The following is a 25,469-nucleotide window of genomic DNA, read 5'->3' as shown; positions in this document are numbered from 1 at the left end:
ATCAAAATATTACAATTTGTTGCATAACACCTTGTTAATTCAGTTGTAATTTTAATTTTTTCTTACCTTTGTGATCGCAAAAATAACATACTGGTTATATGATGCGCAATAATTGAATTAAATTTTTTAAAAACCATATAATTTTATTGACATGCCTGCAATTGATACTTACAATTTTTCAGGAAAAAAGGCGATTATCCGTGTGGATTTTAACGTGCCTTTAAACGATAAATTTGAAATTACTGACGACACTCGTATTGTTGCTGCACTTCCTACTATCAAAAAAGTGTTAGCTGACGGTGGTGCTGTAATCTTAATGTCTCACTTAGGTCGTCCAAAAGGTGAAGCTCAAGATAAATTTTCATTAAAGCACGTTGTTGCTCATTTATCAACTAAATTAGGCGTAGATGTAAAAATGGCTCCTGACTGTGTTGGTGCAGAAGTTAAAGCTATGGCTGATGACTTAAAAATGGGTGAAGTAATGTTGTTAGAAAACTTACGTTTTCACAATGAGGAAACTGATGGTGATGAAGCATTCTCTAAAGAATTAGCTGACTTAGCTGATGTATACGTTAATGATGCATTTGGAACTGCTCACCGTGCTCATGCTTCTACTACTATTATTGCTCAATATTTTGAGGATAAAATGGCTGGTTTCTTATTAGATAAAGAAATTAAGTTTTTAGGAGGTGCTGTTGCTAATCCGGTGAAGCCATTTGTTGCTATCGTTGGTGGTGCAAAAGTTTCAGGAAAATTAGAAGTGTTGAAATCATTGATTGAAAAAGTTGATACTATTTTAATTGGTGGTGGTATGGCATATACATTCCTTAAAGCTCAAGGACACTCAATCGGTGGTTCTTTAGTTGAGGATGATTTAATTGAGACTGCAAAACAAATTTTAGTTGATGCTGAGGCTAAAGGAGTAAACTTCATGTTACCAGTTGATAACTTAGCTGCAGATAAATTTGCTGATGATGCAGATATCCAAGTTGTAGGTGTTGAGATCCCAGAAGGAAGAATGGCTCTTGACGTAGGTCCTAAAACTGTTGAAGCTTATTCTGCTGAAATTGCTAAAGCTAAAACTGTAGTTTGGAATGGTCCTATGGGATGTTTTGAAATGCCAAACTTCTCAAAAGGTACATTTGGTGTTTGTGAGGCAGTTGCTGCTTCTGACGCAATTTCAATTATTGGGGGTGGTGATTCAGTTGCTGCAGTTAATCAAAGTGGATTAGCTGACAAAATGAGTCATATCTCTACTGGAGGTGGTGCTTCTCTTGAGTATTTAGAAGGAAAAGTGTTACCAGGAGTAAAAGCTGTTACTGAATAGTAATATTCTTTAATAATATAATTGACCCGCAAGATTTTTCTTGCGGGTTTTTTGTTTTATATAATAAAGAATTTTCTGAATCAGAATATGTTTATTGCTCTGGTTAAACTTGTATCTTTGCATGAATTTTTAAATCGATACAATGTTGTACTTATATAATACAGGTATATTATTCTATAATTTAGCTATCAGATTATTCTCTTTATTTAATGAGAAAGGGCGATTGTTGTTGATGGGAAGAAAGGCAACTATGTGCTCAATAAAGCAATTGAATATAACAGAGAAAACGATTTGGGTGCACTGTGCCTCTTTGGGTGAATTTGAGCAAGGTCGACCGGTGATTGAAGCTATTAAGAAACAAGATCCGGATAAGAAATTAGTACTAACATTTTTTTCTCCTTCGGGATATGAAGTTCGTAAGGATTATGAATATGCCGATTATATATTTTATCTACCTTCTGATAGAAAAAGGAATGTAAAAAAGTTTGTAGATGCTATCAATCCTGAAGTCAGTATTTTTGTGAAGTATGAATTCTGGCATCATTATTTAAGATATCTCAAAAATTCAGGCATCAAAACTTATATTATTTCTGCCATATTTCGACATGAACATGTATTTTTTAAATGGTATGGAGGTTTCTATAGAAATATACTTACTTGCTTTACAAAGTTGTTTATTCAGGATGAGGAGTCTGCTGAATTATTGAAGGGAATTGGAATTACGAACTATTGTGTATCTGGCGATACCCGCTTTGATCGGGTTTGGGAAATAGCTCAAGCTTCAAAAGAATATCCTGTTTTAGAAGCATTTTCAAGAGGAAGTAAAGTATTGGTGGGGGGGAGTTCATGGCCTGCCGGAGAAAAACTTATTGCTGAATATCTTAAACTAAATACTGAGATAAAATTACTATTGGCTCCTCATGAAATACATGAAGAGCATATTAAGCAAATTGAAGAAATGTTGCCGGTTTCTTCAGCTCGATATACGAAGTTAAATGGCGTGGATTTAACAAGTTTAAAAGTATTGATTGTAGATACAATGGGTATGTTATCTTCAATGTATAGATATGGTGATGTTGCCTATATTGGCGGAGGATTTGGGAGTGGGATTCATAATACGATTGAAGCTTCTACTTTTGGTTTACCTGTTGTTTTTGGACCTAATTATAAAAAATATAAGGAGGCTTGTGATTTAATTGCCTCTAAAGGTGGGTATACAATTAGTAACCAAACCGAATTTAATGAGATAATGAATCATCTTTTTCAGGATGAGGCTTTTTATAAAGATGCTTCTGAGGCATCTAATGAATATGTTGAAAAGATGAGAGGTGCAACTGGTCTAATAATCAAGGAGATAACGAATTGATAGTAAAAAATACTCTTGTTAATTGTTAATTACTTGTTCATTAATATTCCATTATTTGAATGAATCTTTCCAAAATTGGGAACTTTTCTTTTTTAGCTGACAATTCGTTAAAAATATGACTATATAATAAGCGATTTGAACATTCCAATTGATGGACGTTATAAAAATCAAATTGTTAATAAAAAAATCTTTTTTGGACAACTTTAAACTTTTTTACAAAAGTTAATATATTCAAATTCAGTGGATAAGCTGTTTGAATTGGACAACTTTCGTGTGTGTTCATAAGTATTTCTTGTCTGAAAAAGATCTCTTTTCTAATTTTACATTCGTAGAAAATAAAGCACAAAAAATCATAACCTCTAGGTATTAAGGTATTTAAAATTTTATAAGACTATGGCTGTTTCACAAATCGAGCAAAAAGTTGAGGAATTGAAGAAGATTTACACAAATGATGAGGCGTATAATGCCGCTTTAAAATATTTTAACGGAGATGAGCTTGCTGCTCGTGTCTGGGTAAATAAATATGCATTGAAAGATTCAGATGGAAACATCTACGAATTAAATCCTGATGATATGCATAGAAGACTGGCAAAAGAGATTGCTCGAATAGAGACGAAGTATCCAAATTCGATGACGGAAGAAGAGTTGTTTGAACTTTTTAGAGAGTTTAAATATATCGTTCCACAAGGAGGACCAATGGCAGGAATTGGAAATCAATTTCAAATTGCATCGTTGTCAAACTGTTTTGTAATTGGAAATAATGGAGCTTCGGATTCTTATGGTGGAATTATGAAAATTGATCAGGAGCAGGTTCAATTGATGAAACGTAGGGGTGGTGTTGGTCATGATTTGTCACATATTCGTCCTAAAGGATCGCCTGTTAAAAACTCTGCATTAACATCTACAGGTATTGTTCCTTTTATGGAGCGATACTCAAACTCTACAAGAGAAGTTGCTCAGGATGGAAGAAGAGGTGCTTTGATGCTAAGTGTTTCTATTAAGCATCCTGATTCAGAGTCGTTTATTGATGCTAAATTAGAGCAGGGTAAGATAACTGGAGCCAATGTTTCTGTGAAAATTGATGATGATTTTATGAAATCAGTTGTTGATGGAGTTCCTTACCAACAGCAATATCCAGTAAAATCTGAAAATCCTCAGTATACAAAAGAGGTTAATGCAGGTCAAATTTGGAATAAAATTGTGCACAATGCCTGGAAGTCTGCAGAGCCTGGAATTCTTTTCTGGGATACCATTATTCGTGAATCAGTGCCTGATTCGTATGCTGATTTAGGTTATGAAACTGTTTCTACAAATCCTTGTGGTGAAATTCCTTTGTGTCCTTATGATAGCTGCCGATTAATAGCCGTAAATTTATATTCATACGTTGAAAATCCATTTACTGATAAAGCTAAATTTAACTTTGATAAGTTTAAAAAGCATGTTGGTTATGCACAACGTATTATGGATGATATTATTGATCTTGAATTAGAGAAGATTGATGGTATTTTAAATAAAATTGATGAAGATCCTGAAACTGATGAGGTTAAGTTAGTTGAAAAGAACCTTTGGTTAAATATTCGTAAGAAAGCAGAGGAAGGTCGTAGAACCGGTGTTGGTATAACAGCTGAAGGAGATATGTTAGCAGCATTGAACCTAAGATATGGTAGTGAAAATGCAGTTGATTTTTCTATTGAAGTCCATAAAAATCTTGCTTTAGCGGCATACCGTTCTTCTGTAGAAATGGCAGTAGAAAGAGGTGCTTTCCCAATATATGATTATAAAAAAGAAATTAATAATCCATTTATTAACAGATTGTTTGAAGCGGATCCATCTTTAGCAGCGGATATGAAAAAGCATGGACGTAGAAATATTGCGCTTTTAACAATCGCTCCAACAGGAACAACAAGTTTAATGACTCAGACTTCTTCAGGTATTGAACCTGTATTTTTACCTGTTTATAAAAGAAGAAGAAAGGTAAATCCAAATGATCCAGAAACTCGTGTGGATTTTATTGATGAGGTAGGTGATAGCTGGGAAGAATATACTGTTTTCCATCATAAATTTGTTACATGGATGGAAGCAAAAGGACATTCTACTACTAAAAATTATACTCAGGAAGAATTGAATAAATTGATTGAGGAATCTCCTTATTACAAAGCAACATCTAATGATGTAGATTGGGTAAGTAAAGTAAGAATGCAAGGAGGAGTTCAAAAATGGGTTGATCATTCAATTAGTGTTACAATTAACCTTCCAGCTACTGCAACTCAAGAGTTAGTTGGAGAATTGTATGTTGAGGCATGGAAAAGTGGTTGTAAAGGAGTTACTGTTTACAGAGATGGTTCGCGTGCCGGAGTTCTTGTTGCTGATACTGATAAGAAAGAGGATGAGACAAAGGTTAGTTTCTCAAAGAAGAGACCAGATGAGTTAAATGCTGATGTAGTAAGATTCCAAAATAATAAAGAAAAGTGGATCGCATTTGTAGGTCTAATGGATGGTCGTCCATATGAAATCTTTACAGGATTAGCTGATGATGAGGATGGTATTCTTATTCCTAAATCTGTAAATACAGGTTTAATTATCAAAAGCAGAGATGAAGAGGGCGTGTCAAGATATGATTTCCAATACACGAATAAGAGAGGTTACAAAACTACTATTGAGGGATTGAGTCATAAATTTGATAAAGAATTCTGGAACTATGCTAAATTAATTTCTGGTGTATTGCGTCATGGTATGGCCATTGCAGATGCTATAGATTTAGTATCCGGACTACAATTGGATAGCGAATCAATTAATACCTGGAAAAATGGTGTTGAAAGAGCACTTAAAAAATATATTCCAAACGGAACAAAAGCTAAAAAAGGAGCTTGTGAATCATGTGGTTCAGAGAATCTGACTTATCAGGAAGGATGTTTAATTTGTCCTGATTGTGGATCTTCAAAATGTGGATAAAGTTTTGCCTATATAACTTTTTTACTTCAAAGCGGGTGAACCATTGGTTTGCTCGCTTTTTTTTATGTCTTGTCTTTTGTTTCTTTAATTATAAACTATTGTGTAATATATTATCTTTGCAGAAAAAATTTTGAATAATGACTGATAGAAAAGTTAGGGTGCGATTTGCCCCAAGTCCTACAGGACCTTTGCATATAGGAGGCGTGAGAACAGCTCTGTTTAATTATTTATTTGCAAAAAAACATGGTGGTGATTTTATTCTTCGAATTGAAGATACTGATCAGACTCGTTTTGTTGAAGGGGCTGAGGCATATATCAATGAGTCGTTAGAGTGGCTTGGATTGACTGTTGATGAAGGAGTTGTTCAAGGTGGAGCATATGGTCCATATAAACAGTCAGAGCGTAGAGAAATTTATATACAATATGCCGATAAATTAATTTTGGATGGTTGGGCTTACTATGCCTTTGATACTCCTGAAGAATTGGAGGCATTACGAGAAAAGGCAGAAGCCGAGAAAACAAAGTTTTCATACGATATGAAAACCAGAATGGGGCTTCGTAATTCCTTGTCGTTATCAGCCGAAGAAGTTGAGCAGTTGAAAAATGAAGGAGTACCTTATGTGGTTAGATTCAAGATGCCGGAAGATGTTGAGGTTTCTGCTGTCGATATGATCAGAGGTGAAGTTAAATTTAATACTGCCATATTAGATGATAAAGTAATTTTTAAATCAGATGGTTTGCCAACATATCATTTGGCAAATGTGGTAGATGATTACTTAATGAAAATTACGCACGTAATACGTGGTGAAGAATGGTTGCCAAGTATGCCACTTCATATTATGCTTTACAGAGCTTTAGGATGGGAGGATGTACGTCCTGAATTTGCTCATCTACCGTTGATATTGAAACCAACAGGAAAAGGTAAGTTGAGTAAAAGAGATGGTGATAAAGCCGGGTTTCCTGTGTTTCCATTGGAGTGGAAATCTCCAGAAGGTGAAGTTGCTTCAGGATACAGAGAGTCTGGTTATGTTTCAGAAGCTGTAGTTAATCTATTAGCTTTATTAGGATGGAATCCTGGTACAGAGCAAGAAATATTTTCTTTGGAAGAGCTTGTTGGTGCATTTTCTATTGAGCGTGTTAATAAATCTGGAGCTCGTTTTGATCCTGAAAAAGCAAAGTGGTTTAATCATCAGTATCTGATAAATACAAGCGATGAGAAATTAGCTGAATCTTTTAAAAAGGAACTGGATGTTAAAGGTATTGTTGCTGATTCAGAATTAGTTGTAAGGGTTGTTGGATCGGTTAAAGAGCGTATTAATTTTGTATTTGATTTGTGGGAGCAGTCTTCGTTCTTTTTTGTGGCCCCTACTGAATATGATGAAAAAGTTGTTAAGAAGAGATGGAAAGGGGATGTGCCTGCTTTTATGGGGGAATTAACAAGCGCTTTGGAGAATGTGAACAATTGGGTTGCTGATGATATTAAAGCTGTTATTTCGGCTAAAATTGAAGAAAAAGAGCTTGGTTTTGGCCTGGTGATGAATGCTTTTAGATTGGCATTAGTTGGAGGAGGATTTGGACCTGACTTGATGTTGATTGCGGAATTGTTAGGAAAAGAAGAGGTTATTTCTAGAATTAATAAAGCAGTTGAAAATCTTAATTAAGACTGTGAAAATATAATAATGAAAAAGGGTGGTTTCAATTGAAATCACCCTTTTTTTTATATTGTTTGGATTCAAAGAATCTACTTAGAATCGTAACCCCATTTTAAATAAATAGCACCCCAGGTAAAACCAGCTCCAAATGCTGCTAATACAATGTTGTCGCCTTTTTTAAGATCTTTTTCCCACTCCCATAAACATAATGGAATTGTAGCAGAGGTTGTGTTACCATATTTTTCAATGTTAATCATAACCTGATCTTTACTTACGCCCATTCGTCTGGCAGTAGCATCAATAATTCTTAGGTTTGCCTGGTGTGGAACAAGCCATTTTACATCTTCTGATGTAAGGTTGTTTTTATCCATGATTTCAACAGCTACGTCGGCCATGTTTGAAACTGCATGTTTAAAAACGGCTTGACCTTCCTGATAAACTGTGTGCTCATTTGCATCAACAGATTCATGAGAAGCAGGTTTAACTGATCCACCCGCTTTCATAACAAGGTGGTGTCTTCCAATACCGTTTGTTCTTAAAATGGTATCCTGAATGCCAATTTCTTCTTCTGTTGGTTCAAGCATGATTGCAGTTGCTGCATCTCCAAATAAAACGCAGGTTGTTCTATCTGTATAGTCAGTTATTGAAGACATCTTTTCAGCACTAACAACAACAACTTTTTTATGACTTCCTGATTGAACATATTTTGTAGCAGTATCAAGTCCGAATAAGAAACCGGAGCAGGCTGCATTCATATCAAAACTCTGGATGTTTTTAATTCCAACTTTGTCACAAATAATAGCAGATGTTCCAGGGAACATATGGTCAGGAGTAACTGTGGTGCAAATTAATAAATCAACCTCTTCAGGTTTTGTTCCGGTCTTTTTCAACAATTCTTTAACGGCTTCGGCACCCATGTCAGATGCACCTTTGCCTTCTCCTTTAAGAATGCGTCTTTCTTTAATACCTACACGGGTCATGATCCATTCGTCGGAGGTATCGACCATTGTGCTGAGTTCCTCGTTGGTTAAGATATAATCCGGTAAATAGGCTCCTACACCAGTGATTACTGCGTTAATCTTTTTCATGTTAAAATAATTGTTCGACTGTATTTGTGGCAGTCAAATGTTAGAAATAGCTATATCTTCCCTGTTATCAAGAATATGGTTATTCTTAATTTGAAAAATAGAACTACTATCAATCTGAAGGTTCAGGCATTACCCTTTTCGATTTAGAAATGCCCTAAAGCAAAATTTGCCTTGCAAAGCAAGGCAAATTTAAAAAGTACTTTTAAAAATAAAAAGTTATGCTGTAATTTCTTTCTCAACAGCTAGTTTTCCTCTGTAATAACCACACTCACCACATACAGTATGTAATTTCACAGCAGAACCACAGTTTGAGCATACTCCTAATGCTGGAGCAGTAGCTTTGTAATGGGTCCTTCTCTTGTCTCTTCTAGTTTTAGAAATCTTTCTTTTAGGATGTGCCATTTTATAACAACTTTACGTATTAACTATTATCTTTTAATTTTTTCAAAGCTTCCCACCTAGGGTCAATAGCTTCTTCTGATTTTTTATCTTGATCGTGGTGTTCGGATGAAAACTCTTCGAGTTTGCTAATCATTTCCGGATCACAAGCTTCCGGATCTTCATGGACAGATCTTAGAGGCATGCTTACCACAATATACTCGTACAACAATTGTGCAACATTAAGCTCGTTTTCTTCGTGAGGAAGGATGATGATTTCATCACTTGGCTCATCGTACATTATACCAAATTTAATATATAATGTTCCTTCGTACGAAACTGGTAAAGTAATTTTACCTAAGCAATTGTCGCAAATCGCTTCAATATTTCCAGCGATTTCAAAATCCAACTGAAGCATCTGCGATCTTTTTAATAAAACCACATTAACTTCAAAATCTCCTTTCTCGATTATTGAATCTTCAATAGCTTCAAAAAAAGACTGGCCTAATTTATAGTGAAAATGATGTTTACCTTCTTTTAAACCCTTAAAGGCTATGCTGTAATCTTTTAGCTTATCCATCTCACTTCAAATAAAAACTTTGCAAAAGTATAAAAATAAATAGTAGAAGAGAAGAAAAAATGAAAATAATTTCAGGAATAAAGCAGTTGGATATTTTTGTATTTTTAAAGTGTTGTTATATAGTTTCTTATGATTGGTTTAATAAGATTCTAAATGTTGTTTTTTTATTGGGTTCAGATTCTTTTACAAATATTTTGCCTTTATGATAATCCTCTACAATTCTTTTAGTTAGTGATAAACCTAATCCCCATCCTCTTTCTTTAGTCGTAAATCCAGGTTCAAATACCGTTTTTAAGTTTTGTCTCGGGATTCCCTTTCCATTGTCTGTGATGTCAATAGCAATAGAATGATCTATAATTTCAGAATTTATATGGATGAGGCCATCACCTTTAATAGCATCTATTGCATTTTTAATTAAATTTTCAAATACCCATTCCAATAATGTTTGGTTTGCAACAATGGAAATATTTGGATCAATTTGGATCGAAAATTTCACTTTATCAGATGAGCGTGTTTTTAGGTAATTCACGCTATTGGTTGTAAGTTCGTGTAAATTCAGATTTTTATAAATGGGTTTTGATCCTATTTTAGAAAAGCGATCTGCAATGTTCTGTAATCGATAAACGTCTTTTTTAATTTCGCTCAGAGCTTCCGAATGGGGATCCTTAAGGCTTAAAAAATCAACCCAGCCCATTAATGAGGTGATTGGGGTACCTAATTGGTGAGCCGTTTCTTTTGACATACCCACCCAAACCTGTTCCTGTTCAGCTTTCCTGGAGCTGCTAAATGCCAGGTAAGCAATAAAAACAAATATCGAAACAATAATTAATTGAATTATAGGAAACCAGGTTAGCTTAATTAGTAAAGTTGAGGTTTGGTAATATAAATACTGTAATTCCCCATCTCCAAGATTAATTTCGATAAACTTGCCACCTTCTTTAAGTTCTGCAAGTTTTTTCTGAAGATATATTTCAGAATTATTTGAAGGAACTTTAATATTTCTGTAGTGTTGAATTTTATCGTTTGCATCAGCAAGAATAACAGGAACTGTAGTGTTGTTTTTTAGCACCTCAAGTGTTAAACTCACGCTGTTATCATTATCTCCCGGTTCAACAAGTTGCCTGGTTGCTTCAGCCCATAGCTCAACTTTTTTTCGTTCTTCGTTTTTTAGTTCGTCAACAAGTGACTTTGTATATATTGAAGATAAAGTACCTATAATAATAGTTCCTAAAAAGATAATGAGTTTATATCTTCTCTTGTGGGTGTAATGCTGCATTCGAAAATAAATTGATTTGCTACGAGTAATACAACGCACGAGATATAGTTTTTATTGTTTTGGTACTTTTAATAATATAATAAGCTGACTTAGTTTTGAGGGTGAAATTATTATTGAGAGCAATATTTTATAATCATTCTTGTAATTTCATCTTTATGGGCAGGTTTTGTTATAAAGTCATCCATTCCTGCTTTAAAGGCCAGTTGTCTTTGTGAGTCATCGTTATTGGCAGTCATCGCAATAATAGGACAACTTTCATCGTAACATTTTAATTCTTTAGTTGCATCAAAGCCGTCTAATTCTGGCATTAACAAATCCATAAAAATAATATGGTATTTATTGGCTTTAAATTTTTGAATAGCCTCTTTTCCGTTGTTTGCTAAATCTATTTCGTAACCAACTTTTTTAAATAAATTTTGAGCAACTTTTTGATTAAATAAGTTGTCTTCGGCCACAAGAATTCGGATGTCATTAGGAACAATCTTACCAATAGTGTTGATTGGGTTTTTAATAGATTTAAAATGTTTCAGTAATAAGTTTTGTAGTGTGGATAAACTTACAGGTTTTCTTAAGTATGCATCTGCACCTAACTTTTTCCCCAAACTGTTATTCATTAATTCATAATCAGAACTTTGTAATAGTATTAAAAAGTTTTTGTACAAGTTGTGACTATAAAGTTGTTGCAAAAAGTCAATTCCATTAAAATCTGGTCGCTGATCAATAATAATTAACTGTATATTGTTTCTTTCACTTAGCATTTGGATGGTTTCCTGTGACGGAGCCATTGTTTTATAATTAATACCCAGAGCCATCATATTTTTAATGATATTTTGTACAAATATGGCCTCGTCAGTAATAATTAATGCATTTATCTGTGTGTATGATAGTACATACGAATAGTCTAAGTTTTTTACTTTTTGTTTGTTATTGTACGGAATTGTAAATGTGAACTCAGCTCCTGGATATTCAGGATTTGTTGAAATAGATGAAGGACTGTCTGCCCATATTTCACCACCCATTAATTTTACAAGGTTCTTAGATATGGAAGTTCCAAGTCCTGTGCCTCCAAATTTACGGGTTGTACTTTCATCTTCTTGAGAAAAGGAATTAAAAATGATTTTTAGTTTTTCTTTTCTAATTCCTATTCCGGTATCAGAAATCTTGAACTGTAATGCACTACCACCATTTAAAGTTTTGGATTCAGAAATATGTAGATGAACTCTGCCTGAAGGCGTGAACTTTATTGCATTTCCCAACAGATTATTAAGTATTTGTTTTAAGCGTAGCGGATCCGTTGAAAAATGATCTGGTAATTTAACATCTGTACTCCAGCTTAAATCAATAGATCTTTCCTTTGATAGCTTAATAAAGTCATCGAGAGACTGCTTAATTTCTTTTTCAAGATTAACAGGAATGGATTCTATTTCAAGTTTACCCGCCTCAATTTTTGAGAAATCTAAAATATCATTAATCAAAGCTAATAACGTGTCAGCCGAACGCTTAACAACAGTAAGCATATCCTTATCTGTGTTATCAATTGTTGTTGAGGTTAAAATCATATCAGTCATTCCGATTATGGCATTTAAAGGAGTGCGCAGTTCGTGACTAATATTAGCAATAAAACGAGTTTGAGCAGATTGATTATGTTCCTGAGCGGTGGGTTGGAGTTCAAATGGTGTTAATTCAACAAATTGGAGAATATAATATTTATTGTTTTGATTGAAAAAAGGAATTCTATCTTTTAAAACAACCTGTTTGTTTTGTGTTGCATCGTTAAAAATATATTTTTTTGTAGACTCAGAGATATCTGATCTAACCAACGTTTTTTTCTTTTCAAATAAAACTTTCTCCGAAGCCTCACGATCAAGCAATAAATCCTCGTCTTCGTATTCGAATAATTTTAATGCAAACCTGTTTACCAATTGAATTTTATTCTCAGAATCAACCAGCACAATTCCTACTGGAGTATAATACAAGATCTTTCGAAGGGAGTCTTCCGACTGATATAATCGTTCCTGACTGATTTTATTTTTCGATATATATTGGTAAAAAACATAAACGATCATTAAAATGATAGCAAAACTTATAAATGCAACAATAAATGAATTCTTTATTATAGAATTTGTAATGGGTTTAATAGGCATGGAAAATGCCATATTTATTGTTTGGTTTGGACTTAGTTTGTATTGTTTAAAAACCGTTAATGTTTTAGTATTAATATTATTTATTTTTATGGGGTGAATGGCATACAGAGTGGTTGAATCACTTATAAATTTTATTTCAGATGTCAAAAGGGAGGTTATATTCTTATTTGTCGAAAATAATAAATTAAAATGATGGTCTGCAATCCATTGAAATTGATGTCCTTGTATGTTAAATCCTTTAAATATTTTATGGTAGTATTGTTCTAAATCAAAATCAAATATTAAATATCCATATATATGAGTGCTATTGTAAAGGGGTTGGTTAATAATAAAACTGTTCGCATTTTTATCAATAACAATATCTCTTTTAAAATTCTCTTTTCGCGTAGTTTTACTAAATTTTGATATTGTAGATTGATTTGCTCCTTTTAACAGGCTGTAAGAATTGCCTTTTACATCAATTACGGTAAGTTTATTTAATAGAGAATAATATCTGTTGTAAATAAGCTCAATACGTTCTTTTGTAATTTGAGATTCAAGGTCTAAATCAAATAGCTTTCCAAGGTCTTTTTCCTGGAACAATAGTGTTGAATTCGATTCTATTTCGGCTATAAAGTTGTTACTTTCCTTATGGCAGGAATTAATTTGTTTGGCTAAAATAGTTTTTTGAGTGTCTATCTGCCATAAATAGGTATCTCTGAAATAGTATATATTGCAAACAATTAAAAATGCTATGCAGGAGATTACAATGGCAAGCGGTTTTTTCATAATAAGTTAGATACGAAAAAAAGAATAAAAGGTTTTATCTGTACTTTTCTTGCTTAGTTTCATAAATACTTAAATAGCTTTGGTATCTCTGTAATGAAATTTCTTCTTCTTCGATGGCTTTTTTTACAGCACATCCAGGTTCATGAATATGAGTACAATTGCTGTATTGACAATCGTGAGAGTGTTTGAAAATTTCTTTAAAGTAATGATAGATTTCATCTTTATCGATGTTGATTAATCCATAGCCTCTGATACCTGGTGTATCAATGATGTATCCTCCAAAATTAAGTTCGTGCATCTCAGCAAATGTGGTGGTATGTTTTCCGCTTTGATGAATATCTGAAATCTCAGCTACTTTTAAGTTTAATCCCGGTTGTATTCTATTGATGAGCGTTGATTTTCCAACACCTGAATGACCGGAAATGACACTAACCTTATCCTTTAATAAATCAACAATTACACTTAAGTCATCATTCATTTTTGCAGAAATGGTATATGTTTCATAACCAATCTTTTCATAAATGGCTCTCATGTTATCAAGTGTAGCCATGTGCTTGGCGTCGTATCGATCAACCTTGTTGAAAACTATTTTTACGGGAATATTATAAGCTTCAGCAGATGCTAAAAATCGGTCGATAAAAACATTTGTTGTAATAGGGTAGTTTACCGTAACTAACAACAATGCCTGATCAATATTTGATGCAATTATGTGTGATTGCTTCGATAAGTTTGATGCTTTTCGGATGATGTAGTTCTTTCTTTCTTTTATTTCGGCAATAACACCCATATTGTCCGTTTCATCTATTGTAAAAGTAACATTGTCGCCAACAGCAATAGGGTTGGTGCTTTTTATGTCATCAAGTCTGAATTTACCTTTAATGGTACAATTAATCAACTCTCCCTCCGAAGTTCTTACTAAATATCTACTACCTGTTGATTTAAATACGATACCTGTTTTCAATGCCTAATTGTTTAATAGATGTTATTGTGTTGTTTTGAAATGTAAAAATGATAAAAATAACTGATAGTTATGAGCCTAAAGACTTAAAAGTTTCTAAAAATACTTTGAATTTAAAGAAATTGCTTTTAAATTTGACTAACCGGTCAGTCGTAAAATAATTAAAATGTCACCAAGAACAGAAGAACAATTAATAAAACATAAGGCTGAAAAGCGAAAGGTAATCACACAGGCTGCGTTAAAATTATTTTCTGAAGAAGGTTTTCAATCTACCTCAATTTCAAAAATAGCTAAAGAAGCTGGAGTGTCAAAAGGATTGATATACACTTATTTTGAAAGTAAAGAAGAGTTGTTGCGATTTCTGATTCTGGATACAATTGATGAAATGTTTGGAATAGCTGAAGTTAGCTTGGGAATAAATCCAACTGATGAATCATTTGAAAAGATGATTAGTGATTATTTTGATTGGGTACAAATTAACAGAGCATTCTTACAAATTTATTTCGGGATTCTGATGCAGCCAAGTGTAATGAAATTATTTGAAAAGGAAATCATGGCAAAAGCGTATAATGTTTTTGAAAGGATGTCCGTTTACTTTAAGAATAAAGGTTTTGAAGATCCTCTTTCTGAAACCCGATTTTTCATCTCGATACTGGATGGTATTTACATGAATTATATAATGGATTCTGAAAATTATCCATTAGCAAAAGCAAAATCCAGAATATTAACAATGTATCTAAAATAAAGTCACCATCATAAAATCTGATGATTATGAAATTATTTGATGTCCTTAAAATTTCGCTTCTAAGTTTATTTATATTTTCTGCATTAAGTGTTTCATCACAAGTAACAGCCAAAGAAATTATAGATCATGCCAATGAATTATTACGCGGAAAAACAAGTTATTCTGAAATGGAAATGAAAGTGATCCGAGCTAAATGGGAGCGTACCTTAAAGTTTAAAGCATGGTCAAAAGGAATTGATTATTCATTAATATTAATAACCTATCCGGCAAAAGAAAAAGGACAGGTATTTTTGAAGCGTCAAAAAGAAATGTGGAACTATATTCCGGATATTGATAAGATGATAAAAATTCCGCCCAGTATGATGATGCAGTCGTGGATGGGCTCAGATATGACCAATGATGACCTGGTAAAAGGTGCGTCTATAGTTGAAGATTATTCTCATCAAATTATTAAAGAAGAAAAATTGGATGGATATGATTGTTATGTGATTGAATTAATTCCCAATGAAGATGCGATTGTAGTTTGGGGTAAAATAGTTTCCTGGGTAACAAAAAAAGGATATATGACCCTAAGAAATGAGTATTACGATGAGGATGGTTTTTTAATTAATACAGAAACGCTTTCTAAAATTAAACAAGTTGGAGACCGTTTGATGCCTACGTATTTTGAAATTGTGCCGGAGGAAAAGAAAGAGCAGAAAACTACTATGGAATTTACCAATGTAAAGTTTGATATGCCCATTAATGATAGTTTTTTCTCCATTCAGAATATGAAAAAAATAAAATGAGACATTATTTTTTATAGCAAAATGAGTTACAATGAAATTGATTGTTATTGCATGGCGAAATTTGTGGCGAAATAAAAAGCGAACCCTGATTACAGTTTCTTCTATATTTCTTGGTGTTATTCTGTGTTCTCTGATGGGATCAATGCAACAGGGATCTTACAATAATATGATAGAAAATGTGGTTAACTTTTACTCCGGCTATATTCAAATTCATAACGAGGATTATTGGGAAGACAAGAATATTAATAATTCTTTTTTAGAGAGTGATTCTTTAGAAAAGGCGATCACCGCGATGGATCAGGTTGAATATATTTTACCTCGCCTTGAAAGTTTTGCTTTAGTATCCAGTGGCGAATTAACTAAAGGTGCCATGGTGATGGGGGTGGATCCTGAAAAGGAAAATAATTTAACCTCAATTGGAGATAAGATTATTGCGGGAAACTATTTACAAGAAAAGGATGATGGGGTTTTACTTGGATTTAAGTTAGCTGAAAAATTAAAAATTGAGGTTGGCGATACTGTGGTCTTACTTGGACAAGGTTATCATGGTGTTACCGCTGCCGGAAAGTATCCTGTTCGGGGGTTATTTAAATCATCAAATCCAAATTTAAACAGGCGACTGGTCTATTTTGAGATAAGTAATGCTCAACGTTTTTATGGAGGGAATAAAATTTTAACCTCCTATGTAGTAATGGTGAAAGACAATAAGGTAGCTAAAGAACTATTGCCCTCATTAAAAGATAAAGTTTCATCTCCATATAAGGTAAAAAGTTGGGAAGAAATGTTTCCGGTTCTTTTACAACAAATCGAAAGTGACAAGTCTTCTGCCATGGTAATGAAAGCAATACTTTACATTGTAATTATGTTTGGAATTTTTGGAACAGTAATGATGATGATCTCCGAGCGAAAAAGAGAATTTGGTGTAATGATGGCTGTAGGAATGCAGAAGTCTAAATTGGCATTTACAGTTTTTATCGAAACTTTATTTATGGGATTGATGGGTGTAGTAATGGGTTTTTTAGGAAGTATGCCTGTGGTAGGTTACTTTTTTTATCATCCAATACCTTTAACTGGTAAAGTAGCAGAGTGGATGAGCGATTTGGGTTTTGAACCTTTTATGTTTTTTGCCTGGGATGCCCAAGTGTTTGTTAATCAAATGTTGGTAGTGTTTTTTATAACTATACTCATATCGGTATTTCCATTTGTTCGAATAGTAAGAATGAGTGGTATTAATGCACTTAAAGGATAAGCTAAAGATGATACTAAAAATAGCATGGCGAAATATTTGGCGGAATCCAGTTCGAAGTTGGATTGTTATCGGAGCTTTAATTGTGGGTATGTATGCAGGTGTTTTTTCAACTACATTTATGTATGGATGGATGATGCAACGACTAAGAGCCGGAATTGAAACAGAAACTTCGCATATTCAAATTCATCAGCCAGGTTTTAGGTTGGCTGAAGATATAAATAAATACTTCGATGAAAATCAATTACTAGATAAAATTGAAACATTGCCAGATGTGAAAAGTGCATCAGGTAGGATTATTGTTTCTGCAATGGCAGCTTCCGCAGAAAAAGCCACCGGCATTCAAATAATTGGGGTCGATCCAATAAAAGATTCTATGGTTGTTGATGTTTCAAAGAAAATAGTAGAGGGAAAATGGTTTGAAGGAATCAATAGAAATCCGGTTGTAATTGGACAAAAATTAGCGGAACAACTAAAACTAAAGTTACGGTCAAAAATTATTCTTCGCTTTCAGAATTGTAAAGGCGATTTTACAGGGGGAGCTTTTCGTGTGGCCGGAATATTTAAAACGAATAATACGGGTTATGATGAAGCGAATGTGTTTGTGCAAAAAAGTGATCTTGCTTTATTGGTTAATTTACCGGCAGGAAAGATTCATGAAGTGGTTATAAGATGTGCTGATCCCACAATTGTTGATGATGTGAAAAATCAGATTGATGGATTTGTAGAAAATTTGCAGGTTGAATCATGGAAGGAAATTTCTCCTGAGTTGGGTTATCTTACTGAAACGATGAATGCTTATATGTATGTTTTTGTTGGCATTATATTGTTGGCGCTTGGGTTTAGTATTGTAAATACAATGTTAATGGTTGTTATGGAACGAGTGCATGAATTGGGCATGTTAATGGCGGTTGGGATGAGCCGCAAGCAAATATTTTCTATGATCGTATTTGAAACATTGTTTTTGTCGTTGTTTGGTGGTTTTATAGGTATTTCTATAGGAGTATTAACAACAAAATTAACAGCTCAAACCGGAATTGATTTATCTATGTGGGCAGAGGGACTTTCTGAGATGGGCTATGCTAGTGTGATTTATCCCGAATATAATTTGCAAATGGTGTTGTCGGTGTCAGCATTGGTTATTGCTACCGGACTTATATCGGCTATTTATCCGGCATGGAAGGCGTTAAAACTACATCCTTCGCAAGCACTTCAATCTGTTTAAAACATAAATGTTTTTGTTATGGCGATCATTAAAATTAAAAAATTAGAAAAGATATATAATCCTAAACGTATACCCGTTAAAGCTTTAAATGGAATAGATCTAAGTTTTGAAGAAGGCGAATTTACCGCTTTGGTTGCTCCTTCAGGCGCAGGGAAAACTACATTTTTAAATATGCTCGGAGGATTAGATGAACCAACTAATGGAACAATAGAAATTAATGGCGTTCGAATTGATAATTTATCGGCTTCTGAAAAAACAAAGTTCAGGCTGCGAAATATTGGATTTGTTTTTCAGGCTTATAATTTGATTCCAGTATTAACAGCTGCTGAAAACATAGAGTTTATTATGGAGCTACAGGGTGTTAGTAAAAAAGAACGTGCGAAACGAAGCATGGAATTGTTGGAAGCTGTAGGTATACCAGATAAAGCCAATATTCGTCCGATGCAGTTGAGTGGAGGACAGCAGCAAAGGGTTGCTGTTGCACGAGCATTGGCTTCAAAACCTAAATTTGTTTTGGCAGATGAACCAACCGCAAATCTGGATTCGAAATCAACTGAAAATTTGTTGGATATTATGTTGCAATTAAATAAAAAGGAAAATATTACTTTTATTTTTGCTACCCATGATGCACGTGTAGTTAAAAAAGCGAGGAGAGTTATTACATTTGAAGATGGAAAAGTAATTAAAGATGAGAATTTTGAATAAGCAGTTTTGTGTATTTGTATGTTTAATATTAGCCATTAGTATCAATGGTTTTTCTCAAGAAGAATTGTCTTTTTCAGGTTACGTTTCTTTAATGCCATCTGCCAGCTATAATAACCAATCAAAAGAAACTGTATTCGACAATTTAATTCATAACAGGATTAATCTGGATTATCAAATTAATGAAAAGTTTAATTCTAAGATAAGTTTTCGAAATAGAATGTTTTGGGGAGAAACAGTTAGGTCGATGCCAATCTTTAAATATATTATTTCCAATGATCCAGGGTGGCTCGATATGAGCTTTAACTGGGAATCTCGAAGTAATTACCTTTTAAATACAAATGTAGATCGGTTGTGGTTGGAGTATATAAGTGGCAATTTTCAGGTAAAGTTTGGACGACAAAGGGTGAATTGGAGTAAAACCATGATCTGGAATCCTAATGATATCTTTAATTCATATTCCTATTTTGATTTTGATTATCCCGAACGCCCGGGAATGGACGGTGTACGAATGCAATATTATACCGGAGTAGCTTCAAGTATTGAAGCTGTAGTCAAAGTTAATAGCAATAGTAATGTAACTGCAGCTGCTTTATATGCAACAACTTTAAAAGGATATGATATTCAGTTTATAGCAGGAGAGCTAGAGCAGGAAGACTGGGTAATTGGAGGGGGCTATAGTGGTAGCTTGTTTAATGCCGGGTTCTATGGCGAAGTTTCTTATTTAATGAATATGGATAACTCTGATGATGATGTGTTGTTATTCTCTATTGGAGGAAATTATATGTTCAAAAATACTCTGATGCTAACCACAGAGTATTTATACTCAGGAAATCAAGGTGACTATGATTTAGAATATCGTTCATTATTTTATGCACAATCGTCAGTGAAAAATCTGAGTATAGATAAAAACTCATACGTTTTATCATTAACATGGCCTGTTAATCCTTTACTAAATGTTTCAATGGCCTATATGGGTTTTGGTTTTCCTGTGTTCAAAAATTACTATGTAGGACCAACTGTTGAATATTCAATTTCAGATAATCTCAACTTTTCATTAGTCTCTCAATATTTTTCATTTGCCAATGATAATAAATCAGTGGCAACCTATCTTCGATTAAAGTGGAACTTTTAGTTAATTAGAAAACAATACCATTAATTTTCGTACAGTTCTAAAAAATAGTTGTCGATTTCTTACATATGGCCTAAAATGCCCGCGTGACAAGTGAAATAAGCCGCTGTCACGCATTTGTCACGTTAAATATATCTTAACTACATTTTAAAATACTTAATATTGTTATAGTTAAATCAATAGTTAAATATGTTTATGATGATTCTAAAAATAATATGTAGAGTAATATTTTTTATCGTATTCATTTTCTTAGGAGCATATTTTGTAGAATTTGTTATTTCTGCCAGTTATAAGTTTATGTTAACTCGCTATGCCTTGCCTAAAGTTGAATTTGATATTACATTACTATCATTTTTTATAAGTGCGCTATTCTTATCTTTCCTATCTATAATTTCTAACTACTGGAAAGTTTCAAGTTTGGCTAAAATTTAGTATTGCTGCTTTTATTGATGTTATATAGTTGGCTTTTCTGTTCGTTTATGGACAAAAAAGCCATTTTTCATTATAAGTAAGTTATTTCGTCTTATTCAGCATTATTACAATGAATATATGTACGTTATCGTACGCCTTCTTTTCAATAATGAACACTTTAATTTTAAGTTTATTTGTTTAGTTGATTGTAGTTTAGGGTTTTATATATTTTGGAACGACGCTTGTAATACAGGCTGTGTCAATATATTATTAACCTTAAATTCTAAATAGGTGGGAAAAAGTGTCTTAAAAATAGAATCTCTGCATAAATCATACAGAACAGGTTCAAATTCCCTTCATGTTCTTAAAGGTGTCGATATGGAGATTAAACAAGGAGAAATGGTCTCCATTATGGGAAGCTCCGGTTCAGGAAAATCTACATTGTTAAATATTCTTGGAATATTAGACAACTATGATAAAGGGCGTTACTATTTAAATGATATCTTGATTCAAAAGATGAGTGAGAAAAAAGCAGCTCATTTCCGTAATCAATATATCGGTTTTATTTTCCAGTCATTCAATTTGATCTCATTTAAAAATGCAATGGAAAATGTGGCCTTACCTTTATATTATCAGGGTGTAAGTCGAAAAAAAAGAAATACTCTAGCACTTGAATATCTGGATCGCTTGGGATTAAAAGAGTGGGCAGAGCATTTGCCAAGTGAAATGTCTGGAGGTCAAAAGCAACGTGTGGCCATTGCTCGTTCGTTAATTTCTAATCCCAAAGTAATTTTAGCCGATGAGCCAACAGGAGCTCTTGATACACAAACTTCATATGATGTAATGGACATACTTCAGGATGTGAATAAGAGTGGAATCACAGTTGTTATTGTTACGCACGAAAATGATATTGCAGAAAGAACCCAGCGAATTATCCGTCTGAAAGATGGTCTTATTGAATCAAACAACTTTGTTGCTGATTATAATACCATTAGCGAACCAATTATTCAAAGCTAATATAATTACAATTATTATGTTCGATAATATTCAAGAGATATTTTCAACGCTGAAGCAAAATAAATTACGGGCAATTATGACCGGATTTAGTGTAGCTTGGGGAATTTTTATGCTGATATTATTACTTGGTTCAGGGAATGGTCTGCAAAATGGGATGGAAAACAATTTTAAAGGATCATCTAAAAATGCCTTATGGATATGGAGTAGAAGAACTCAGGTTGCTTATGATGGATTGAAAGCTGGCAGGCGCATCCAATTTAATAATCAGGATGTGACAGCATTAGATAGGAAATTTTCGGATGACTTTGATGACATCACTGGGAGATACAGTATAGGAGGTGAAGCTAGTTTTACATACGATAATGAATATGGTACATTCAGGGTTGAAGGGGTAAATCCAACTTTCAAAAAAATATCTATCATGAACCACACAGATGGCAGATTTATCAATGATTTAGATATTCAAGAATACAGAAAAGTTGTAGTAATTTCAGATCCAGTTGAAAAAGCATTATTTAAAGACTCTACTTCAATTGGTCATTATGTGAAAATAAATAAAGTTCCATTCTTAGTTGTTGGGACTTATGAAGATCTGGAAAATAAAGAAAGAAAAAAAGCCTATATACCACTAAGTACATCACAAAGAGTGTTTAATGGAAATAATAAGTTGAGTGAAATTGCTATTGCAACTAATGCTCTTACTGTTGAAGAAAATAAAAAGATTGAAGAGAATGTCAGATTACTTTTGGCTGAACGTCACAAAGTTTCACCAGATGACAAGCAAGCACTTGGAGTATGGAATACATTAGAACATTTTAAGCAGTCTCAGGGTATATTTGCAGGCATCAGAATATTTATTTGGGTAATTGGTGTAATGACCATTATTGCTGGTATTGTAGGAGTTAGTAACATCATGATAATATTAGTTAAGGAAAGAACTAAAGAAATTGGTGTACGTAAAGCAATAGGTGCAACTCCGTTATCTGTGATTAGATTAGTGCTTTCGGAATCTATTTTCATTACTGCATTTTCCGGATTCTTTGGACTTGTGGCTGGTATGGGACTGTTGTCTATTGTATCCATGGCGTTAGAGCAGGCTGGTTCGCAGGTAGAGCGAGCATTCTGGAATCCTTCTGCTGATTTAGGTGTAGCGTTATGGGCTTTGGCTATTTTAATTATAGCAGGGTTAATTGCCGGCTATGTTCCTGCCAGAAAGGCTTCTGCTATTCGACCAATTGAAGCATTACATGATGATTAATGTTGAATTTAAAAAGATATTATAGTGTTTGACAGAGACAGATGGCAGGAAATATTCAATGCCATAAAACAGAACAAACTAAGGAGTATTTTAACTGCTTTTGGTGTTTTTTGGGCCATATTTATGCTTGTTGTTATGACAGGAGCAGGTAATGGTTTAAAAAATGGAATTACCGATGGACTAAAAGATTTTGCCACGAATAGTGCTTTCATGTGGTCAGAAAAGACAACAATTGCCTATGAAGGATATAATAGAGGAAGATACTGGTATGTTAATAATCAGGATATTCAGGCTATTAAAGATCAAGTACCAGAGATTGGTGTGATATCACCCAGATTAAATGGATGGAATTTACGGGATGGAGAAAATATTGTAAGAGGAAAGAAATCCGGAGCTTTTAATGTTATGGGAGATTATCCAACTTACAGAAAAATAGATCCATGTACGATGTTGTGGGGACGTTATATTAATGATGAAGATATTAAGCATAGAAGGAAAGTATGTATTGTTGGTGAGAAGGTATATGAGGTTATGTTTGATAAGGATGAAGATCCTGTTGGTAAGTACATCAGAGTAAATGTAGTATACTTTATGGTTGTTGGTGTTTTCCAATCCAATAATCCTAATATTAATATAGGAAGTAATAAAAAAGAAACAGTTTATCTTCCTTTTACAAGTATGCAGCAAACGTTTAATTATGGTGATCAGGTACACTTTTTTGGATTCACTGCAAAAGATGGTGTACCGGTAAAAAATGTACTGGATAAGATCGTTCCGATTCTGCATAAAAACCACAAGATTTCACCAGATGATCAGGAGGCAATAGGAAAAGTGGATATTGAAAATGAGATTAAAACTATGTTTTATGTTTTTCTCGGTATTAATATTCTAATATGGGTTGTGGGTATAGGAACATTGATTGCTGGAGTAGTAGGAATTAGTAATATTATGCTGGTTATTATTAGGGAACGTACCAAAGAGATTGGTGTACAAAGAGCTATAGGTGCAAAACCAACAGTTATAATAGGTCAAATATTAACCGAATCAGTGTTTTTAACTACAATTGCCGGATTTTTGGGATTGGCCTTAGGCACATTTGTCCTTTATCTGGTAGATATGGCAGTAGATGCCTCACGAGCAACAGCGACAACAGATGATGCCACTTTTTTTCTAAATCCGGAGATTGGTTTACAGATCGCAGTTTCTGCATTAATGATGCTCCTTGTTGCTGGATTTATTGCCGGATTGATTCCAGCCCTAAAAGCAATTAAAATTAAACCGATAGAAGCCTTAAGGCATGAATAATTAAATGTTTAAGAAATAGTCATTAACGATAAAATCTAAAAAATAAACAAATGAAGAAGTTTTTTAAAATAGTATTAGGTCTACTTATGGTTGCAGTTTTTGCATGGGTAGTATTTTATCTATATAACCAAAGTAAGAAGTCTCCTGTCGTATTTCAAACTGAATCACCAAAAGTTACAGATATTGTAAAGAAAACTGTTGCTACAGGATCTGTTGTTCCTCGTCAGGAAATAGAAATTAAACCTCAGGAGTCAGGCATTATTACAGAGATTTATGTAGAACCAGGTGATAAATTGAAAAAAGGTGATTTGATTGCCAAAATTCAGATTATTCCAGAAATGGTTCAGGTGAATAATGCAGAAAGTCAATTGGAAAAGGCACAGATCAGATTTAAAAATGCTGAACTTGAATTTAATAGAAAGAAAGAATTATATAAAAGTGGCGTTATTGCAGAGTCTGTTTACCTGGAAGAACAAATGGCATACGACAATGCTAAAGTTGATTTACAAGCAGCCGATAATAATCTACAATTGATTAAAGAGGGGGTTACAAAAAAAATGGGTGCTCATACCAATACTATCATCAAAGCTACAATTGAAGGTATGGTGCTTGATGTTCCTGTAGAAGTTGGAAACTCGGTAATTAAAAGTAACACTTTTAACGATGGTACAACGGTTGCTATTTTAGCCGATATGGGCGAAATGATTTTTGAAGGAAAAGTGGATGAAACAGAGGTTGGTAAAATTAAAGAAGGAATGGATTTAGTTTTGTCAATCGGGGCCATTGAAAATGAAAAATTTGATGCCAAACTTGAGTATATCTCACCAAAGGGAGTTGAAGAAAATGGTGCTATTCAATTTGAGATTAAGGCTGATGTAAACCTAAAAGAAGGTCAGTTTATCAGAGCTGGTTATAGTGCCAATGCTGATATTGTTTTAGATAAGAGAGATAGAGTTTTAGCAATCAATGAAAAGCTACTTCAATTTAGTAATGATACTGCCTTTATTGAAGTGGAAGTGGCAGACCAAATTTTTGAAAAGAAATTCATTGAAACAGGCCTTTCAGATGGTATTCAGATTGAAGTTAAGCAAGGATTGACTAAGGATGATAAAATAAAAGTTCCACAATCATAAGAAGATTTAGTTAACTTA

20 protein-coding genes are annotated in these 25,469 nt (G+C 33.6%); 14 read left to right on the top strand and 6 right to left on the bottom strand.

All coding sequences use genetic code 11. The features are described from left to right. Nucleotides 1–151 precede the first annotated feature (151 nt). From OM075_RS09720 to gltX, 4 genes are all read left to right on the top strand, one after another. Nucleotides 152–1,327, top strand: a complete 1,176-nt coding sequence (locus OM075_RS09720; protein ID WP_301190310.1) for a phosphoglycerate kinase — start codon at nt 152–154, stop codon at nt 1,325–1,327. Between the two features lie 142 nt (nt 1,328–1,469). Then, entirely contained in the window at nt 1,470–2,693 is a 1,224-nt protein-coding gene (locus OM075_RS09715) for a 3-deoxy-D-manno-octulosonic acid transferase (RefSeq protein WP_301190309.1), read from the top strand. A 393-nt stretch (nt 2,694–3,086) separates the two neighbouring features. Beyond that, nucleotides 3,087–5,645 (top strand): adenosylcobalamin-dependent ribonucleoside-diphosphate reductase, encoded by a 2,559-nt coding sequence (locus OM075_RS09710; RefSeq protein ID WP_301190308.1) that lies wholly within the window; start codon nt 3,087–3,089, stop codon nt 5,643–5,645. Nucleotides 5,646–5,782: 137 nt separating this feature from the next. After that, on the top strand, nt 5,783–7,306 hold the full coding sequence (gene gltX, locus OM075_RS09705; RefSeq protein ID WP_301190307.1) for a glutamate--tRNA ligase: 1,524 nt from the start codon (nt 5,783–5,785) through the stop codon (nt 7,304–7,306). A gap of 80 nt (nt 7,307–7,386) precedes the next feature. On the opposite strand, the gene OM075_RS09700 is transcribed toward gltX, so the two are convergent. The 6 genes from OM075_RS09700 to rsgA form a co-directional block, all read right to left on the bottom strand. Then, nucleotides 7,387–8,385 (bottom strand): beta-ketoacyl-ACP synthase III, encoded by a 999-nt coding sequence (locus tag OM075_RS09700; RefSeq protein ID WP_301190306.1) that lies wholly within the window; start codon nt 8,383–8,385, stop codon nt 7,387–7,389. 216 nt (nt 8,386–8,601) lie between these two features. Beyond that, nucleotides 8,602–8,787 carry a 50S ribosomal protein L32 gene (rpmF, locus tag OM075_RS09695; protein ID WP_301190305.1) on the bottom strand — a complete coding sequence of 62 codons (186 nt, stop codon included), beginning with the start codon at nt 8,785–8,787 and terminating at the stop codon, nt 8,602–8,604. 19 nt (nt 8,788–8,806) lie between these two features. Next, nucleotides 8,807–9,343, bottom strand: a complete 537-nt coding sequence (locus tag OM075_RS09690; RefSeq protein ID WP_301190304.1) for a YceD family protein — start codon at nt 9,341–9,343, stop codon at nt 8,807–8,809. Between the two features lie 127 nt (nt 9,344–9,470). Then, a complete protein-coding gene (locus OM075_RS09685) occupies nt 9,471–10,619 on the bottom strand; it encodes a sensor histidine kinase (protein WP_301190303.1) in 1,149 nt (382 codons plus the stop codon). A gap of 110 nt (nt 10,620–10,729) precedes the next feature. Next, nucleotides 10,730–13,531 (bottom strand): response regulator, encoded by a 2,802-nt coding sequence (locus tag OM075_RS09680; protein WP_301190302.1) that lies wholly within the window; start codon nt 13,529–13,531, stop codon nt 10,730–10,732. Between the two features lie 34 nt (nt 13,532–13,565). Beyond that, nucleotides 13,566–14,492, bottom strand: coding sequence for a ribosome small subunit-dependent GTPase A (gene rsgA / locus OM075_RS09675; RefSeq protein WP_301190301.1), 927 nt, complete (start codon nt 14,490–14,492; stop codon nt 13,566–13,568). A gap of 163 nt (nt 14,493–14,655) precedes the next feature. Here rsgA and OM075_RS09670 point away from each other — a divergent pair, with 163 nt between their 5' ends. The 10 genes from OM075_RS09670 to OM075_RS09625 all read left to right on the top strand — a co-directional run bounded on the left by OM075_RS09670 (nt 14,656) and on the right by OM075_RS09625 (nt 25,451). Further along, the gene (locus OM075_RS09670) at nt 14,656–15,234 is read left to right on the top strand and encodes a TetR/AcrR family transcriptional regulator (protein WP_301190300.1); all 579 of its coding nucleotides are present in this window, start codon (nt 14,656–14,658) and stop codon (nt 15,232–15,234) included. 26 nt (nt 15,235–15,260) lie between these two features. After that, on the top strand, nt 15,261–16,022 hold the full coding sequence (locus OM075_RS09665) for an outer membrane lipoprotein-sorting protein (protein WP_301190299.1): 762 nt from the start codon (nt 15,261–15,263) through the stop codon (nt 16,020–16,022). 31 nt (nt 16,023–16,053) lie between these two features. Further along, nucleotides 16,054–17,271: an ABC transporter permease gene (locus OM075_RS09660; RefSeq protein ID WP_301190298.1), complete on the top strand. Its 1,218-nt coding sequence runs from the start codon at nt 16,054–16,056 to the stop codon at nt 17,269–17,271. Between the two features lie 7 nt (nt 17,272–17,278). Further along, the gene (locus OM075_RS09655) at nt 17,279–18,493 is read left to right on the top strand and encodes an ABC transporter permease (protein ID WP_301190297.1); all 1,215 of its coding nucleotides are present in this window, start codon (nt 17,279–17,281) and stop codon (nt 18,491–18,493) included. A gap of 18 nt (nt 18,494–18,511) precedes the next feature. Then, entirely contained in the window at nt 18,512–19,198 is a 687-nt protein-coding gene (locus OM075_RS09650) for an ABC transporter ATP-binding protein (protein WP_301190296.1), read from the top strand. After that, entirely contained in the window at nt 19,182–20,330 is a 1,149-nt protein-coding gene (locus OM075_RS09645) for a hypothetical protein (RefSeq protein ID WP_301190295.1), read from the top strand. Before OM075_RS09650 ends, OM075_RS09645 begins: the two co-directional genes overlap by 17 nt. A gap of 699 nt (nt 20,331–21,029) precedes the next feature. Then, entirely contained in the window at nt 21,030–21,755 is a 726-nt protein-coding gene (locus OM075_RS09640; protein WP_301190294.1) for an ABC transporter ATP-binding protein, read from the top strand. A gap of 16 nt (nt 21,756–21,771) precedes the next feature. Continuing rightward, complete coding sequence (locus tag OM075_RS09635; protein ID WP_301190293.1) at nt 21,772–23,013, top strand: ABC transporter permease; 1,242 nt, start codon at nt 21,772–21,774, stop codon at nt 23,011–23,013. Nucleotides 23,014–23,037: 24 nt separating this feature from the next. Then, complete coding sequence (locus OM075_RS09630; protein ID WP_301190292.1) at nt 23,038–24,318, top strand: ABC transporter permease; 1,281 nt, start codon at nt 23,038–23,040, stop codon at nt 24,316–24,318. 50 nt (nt 24,319–24,368) lie between these two features. After that, complete coding sequence (locus tag OM075_RS09625) at nt 24,369–25,451, top strand: efflux RND transporter periplasmic adaptor subunit (protein ID WP_301190291.1); 1,083 nt, start codon at nt 24,369–24,371, stop codon at nt 25,449–25,451. The last annotated feature ends 18 nt before the right edge of the window (nt 25,452–25,469 follow it).

The organism is Plebeiibacterium sediminum (genome assembly GCF_026013605.1).
Classification (GTDB): Bacteria; Bacteroidota; Bacteroidia; order Bacteroidales; family Marinilabiliaceae; genus Saccharicrinis; species Saccharicrinis sediminus.
Note: the sequence above shows the minus strand (reverse complement) of the source record. Positions and strands in the feature narration are given on the sequence as shown.